Annotated in this window: 5 protein-coding genes; 2 read left to right on the forward strand and 3 right to left on the reverse strand. The window is 56.0% G+C overall.

The window, feature by feature from the left end:
• A partial coding sequence (locus B3P58_RS14850) for an aminotransferase class I/II-fold pyridoxal phosphate-dependent enzyme (RefSeq protein ID WP_286718726.1) occupies nucleotides 1-547 on the reverse strand: 547 nt, incomplete at its 3' end.
• Between the two features lie 175 nt (nucleotides 548-722).
• On the opposite strand from B3P58_RS14850, the gene B3P58_RS14855 reads away from it, so the two are divergent.
• Nucleotides 723-1,235: a glycine cleavage system protein R gene (locus B3P58_RS14855; RefSeq protein WP_145469304.1), complete on the forward strand. Its 513-nt coding sequence runs from the start codon at nucleotides 723-725 to the stop codon at nucleotides 1,233-1,235.
• 54 nt (nucleotides 1,236-1,289) lie between these two features.
• Here the strand turns inward: B3P58_RS14855 and B3P58_RS14860 are convergent, their stop codons facing one another.
• Together B3P58_RS14860 and B3P58_RS14865 are read right to left on the reverse strand one after the other, a co-directional pair.
• Nucleotides 1,290-2,057 (reverse strand): sulfite exporter TauE/SafE family protein, encoded by a 768-nt coding sequence (locus B3P58_RS14860; protein WP_145469303.1) that lies wholly within the window; start codon nucleotides 2,055-2,057, stop codon nucleotides 1,290-1,292.
• A 69-nt stretch (nucleotides 2,058-2,126) separates the two neighbouring features.
• Nucleotides 2,127-2,825, reverse strand: coding sequence for a pirin family protein (locus B3P58_RS14865; RefSeq protein WP_286718729.1), 699 nt, complete (start codon nucleotides 2,823-2,825; stop codon nucleotides 2,127-2,129).
• Nucleotides 2,826-2,947: 122 nt separating this feature from the next.
• On the opposite strand from B3P58_RS14865, the gene B3P58_RS14870 reads away from it, so the two are divergent.
• On the forward strand, nucleotides 2,948-3,829 hold an 882-nt coding region (locus tag B3P58_RS14870; protein ID WP_286718731.1), incomplete at its 3' end, for a DMT family transporter.

A 3,829-nucleotide genomic window follows, 5' to 3' on the forward strand; every position in this document is an offset into this window, starting at 1 on the left:
CACACTCGGCGGTCGGGTTGCTGGGAAAATTCAGCACCAGCATCTTCGGCCGTGGCCAGGTGTTTTTGATGGCTTTTTCCAGCTCCTCAAAGAAATTCACATCCGGCGTCATCGGCACATGGCGGATATCGGCGCCGGCAATAACAAAACCATAAGGGTGAATCGGGTAAGACGGATTCGGCACCAGCACGTTATCGCCCGGACCCAGAGTGGCCAGCGCCAGATGCGCCAGACCTTCCTTCGAGCCGATGGTGGTAATCACCTCGGTTTCCGGATCGAGATCAACATTGAATTTGCGCTTGTACCAGCTCGCCATGGCGCGGCGCAGACGCGGAATACCCTTCGACTGGCTGTAACGATGGGTACCACCACGGCTGGCGGTTTCCACCAGCTTATCAACAATGTGTTTTGGCGTGTCCTGATCCGGGTTACCCATCGACATATCGACGATGTCCTCCCCCGCCGCTCGTGCCGCCATCTTCATTTCGCCGATCACATTGAAGACATAAGGAGGCAGGCGCTTAATGCGCGGGAAGTTAGTATCCATAACGGTGTCCTGATTCTCAGGTAATTAAAGGGGCTTCAAGGCTACTGTATCAACCGCTGGGGAACAACGATCAGTCGGCAGGAATTTGACCAGCACAGTACGTGCGGTAAATCGCATAAAGCTGTGTTAGTGTCAGAGCGACAATCTGATTGCAGAAAAAACATAAGGAAAAGCAATGGCAAACTTTCTTGTATTAACCGTTATTGCCGACGACAAACCCGGAATTGTTGAACAACTGTCAGCCACCATCGCCCGTAATGGCGGTAACTGGCTGGAAAGCCGTATGGCACATATGGCAGGAAAATTTGCCGGGATTTTGCGGGTATCTATTCCGGCCGAACAAAGCAACAGCCTGATTGCCGAATTAAGTTCGCTCAGCTCACGCGGTATTCTGGTAAACGCCGAAACCGGCAGCGACAGCGAAGAAAACGACAGCCTCGACCTGACCCTGAATCTGGTCGGCAATGACCGTCCGGGTATTGTTAAAGAAGTATCTCAGGCGCTGGCAAAAATGGGCGTGAACGTACTGGAATTAACCACCGACTGCGGCACCGCCGAAATGTCTGCGGTGCCACTGTTCCGCGCCGAAGCCCTGCTGCGTGTACCACACAGTTTTGATACCGATATTCTGGCCAGTGCACTGGAAGCTATTTCCAATGACCTGATGGTGGAAATCCGTCTGGATTAATTCCTGCCGCGCGCCGTGCTGCACAGCGCTGCAGCACGGCCGGTATAACAAGCATCAGCCAATAACAGCCTGTCCCAGCAGCCAGGCTGAGTTACCCGCCAGCAGCCACATCATCACTTTAAAAAACACATCGCCGTCCATGCGTTTGCTTAACCAGCGACCAAGATAGACACCGGCAAAGGCCACCGGCACCAGAATCACGGTTAACCAGCCGATATCAAAATTCAGCAGCCCCAGCATGCCGTAAGGCAGCAGCTTGATCGCATTCATCAGACCGATCGCGAGGGTGATCTGCGCCAAAAACGATTCCTTATTGAGCTTACCCAGTAAAAAATACGCCTGCAGCGGTGCCGCACCGGCATGGGCCAGGGTACTGCCCAGACCGGCGATACTGCCCAGTAAACCACCCTGCAACGCCGATGCCTGCGCCGGTTGTTCTTCACTGGCTGCCGCCATGCGCCGGCCGGCCAGCCAGGGCCAGCGCTTCTGCGCCAGTACCCAGAAACCGATCAGACCAATCAGCGCCTGTACGCCACGTTCGCTGACAACGCCTAATAATAAGGTGCCCGCCGTGATGCCCAGCAGAATACCGGGCAGCAGGGGCTTCACCAGTGCAAACGACAGGTAACGGCGATAGACACGCAGGGTCATGATGTCCATCAGCAGCAGAATCGGCAGCAGAATACCGATGGCCTGCTCGCCACCGATAAAAGGCGCCATCATTGGCACCGCCACCACGCCGATACCACCACCAAAACCGGATTTGGCAATGCCGGTTAACAACACGCCGAGTACGGCAATCGCAACAAAGGTCAGATCCACAAAACTATTCCGTCAGACGGAGCCGTCTCTGTACCCTCATATCCGGCTCCGGCAGCAGGCGTTGCCTGCTTAAGGTAAATCAAACAACAGGGCCTCCGCCTTGCTGTCGGCACTGAAGGTCAGCGCCTGTTCATTGCTGATACTCACGCCGTCACCGGCATTTAATATCAGCGTGTTATCGCCGGCCTGCAGTTGCAGCGGGCCGTTAATGGCATGCACATAATAGCGACGCGCCGGATTCAGTAACTGCTCTGCGCTTTCTGCGGTCAGGCGCACGTGCAGCAGCTGCGCGTCCTGGCGGATACTCAGCGTGCCGTCGCGTCCGTCCGGCGTAATCACCGGCTGAATGGCCTGCTGGCGGGGAAAGCGCTTCTGCTGATAGCCCGGTTCGGTATTCTGCTCATTGGGCTGAATCCAGATCTGCAGAAAATGCAGCGGCTGGTCTGTCGCCGGATTAAATTCGCTGTGCATCACACCGCTGCCCGCCGACATCAGCTGAAACTCACCGGCCGGCAAATGCTCAACGTTGCCCATCGAGTCACGGTGGGCAATGGTGCCGTCCAGCACATAGCTGATAATTTCCATATTGCGGTGGCCGTGGGTATCGAAACCTGCGCCCGGGACAACCCGGTCATCGTTGATTACCCGTAAAGCAGACACCCCCATATGTTTGGGGTCGTAATACTGGCCAAAAGAAAACGTATGCGAGCTGTTCAGCCAGCCAAAATTGGCCCGGCCGCGTTCATTGGCTGCGCGTAAGATTAACATGTGCTGATCTCCTCTTTAAAACGCTTCACAAAAATTATTGACAAAACTCTTCATTAATCCGGACTATGCAACGCTCTTTTTCAATGCAACAGTAAAACCCCCACAGACTTCCACGGGAGGCTGTGAAATACTGCTGCGCTTTTTTTGCTACGCCTTTTTCACTGCACCCGGTGCTTACCGGTCTGCGTTACTGCCCTGCGGGCCAGTGGTTTATTGTGTCTTCAACTTCCGAATCCGTATCCACAGACGATCAGCATCACGCCCAGCTGTTGCGCGCCGACCTGATTCTGCTTGGCGTTACCCTGCTGGCTGCGGTCAGCTGGATGTTTTCCAAAGAGGCGTTAAACGAATTTCCGCCGCTGCTGTTTATGGCCTGCCGCTTTAGCGCCGCCGGTCTGCTGCTGGCGATTCCCGGCCGCCGTGCGCTGGCGGCCTTACAGCCACACGAATGGCGCGCTTCGGCATTGGTCGGACTGTTTTTCGGTGCCGCCATGAGCTTCTGGATCATGGGGCTGTTTAATGCTCACACCCTCGGCGAAGGTGCCTTTATTACCAGCCTGGCGGTGGTGCTGGTGCCTTTTATCAGCTGGCTGCTGTTCCGCGAGCGTCCGGCGAAAAGCATCTGGGTTGCCCTGCCGCTGGCCATCGGCGGTCTGGCACTGCTGTCGTTACGTCATGGCTTTAACCCTGACCCCGGCCAGCTGTTTTTCTTTGCCGCCGCCCTGCTTTTGTCACTCACCTTTATTCTCAACGGCCGTGCCGCGGCGCGTATTTCGGCACTGGCCCTGAGCGCTATCCAGCTGGTGCTGGTCGGCGTTGTATCTTTTACCCTGTCGGCCATGTTTGAAGACTGGCCCGATACTTTTACCCCAACCATGTGGCTGTGGCTGATTCTGAGCGTGACCGTCGGCACCGCCGCCCGCTTTCTGCTGCAGACCTATGCTCAGGGTCTGGCGTCCCCCAGCCATGCCGCAGTGATTATGGTGCTGGAGCCGGTCTGGACC

The sequence above is a fragment of the Thalassolituus sp. UBA2009 genome, assembly GCF_002335285.1.
Taxonomy (GTDB): Bacteria; Pseudomonadota; Gammaproteobacteria; order Pseudomonadales; family Oceanobacteraceae; genus Venatoribacter; species Venatoribacter alkanivorans.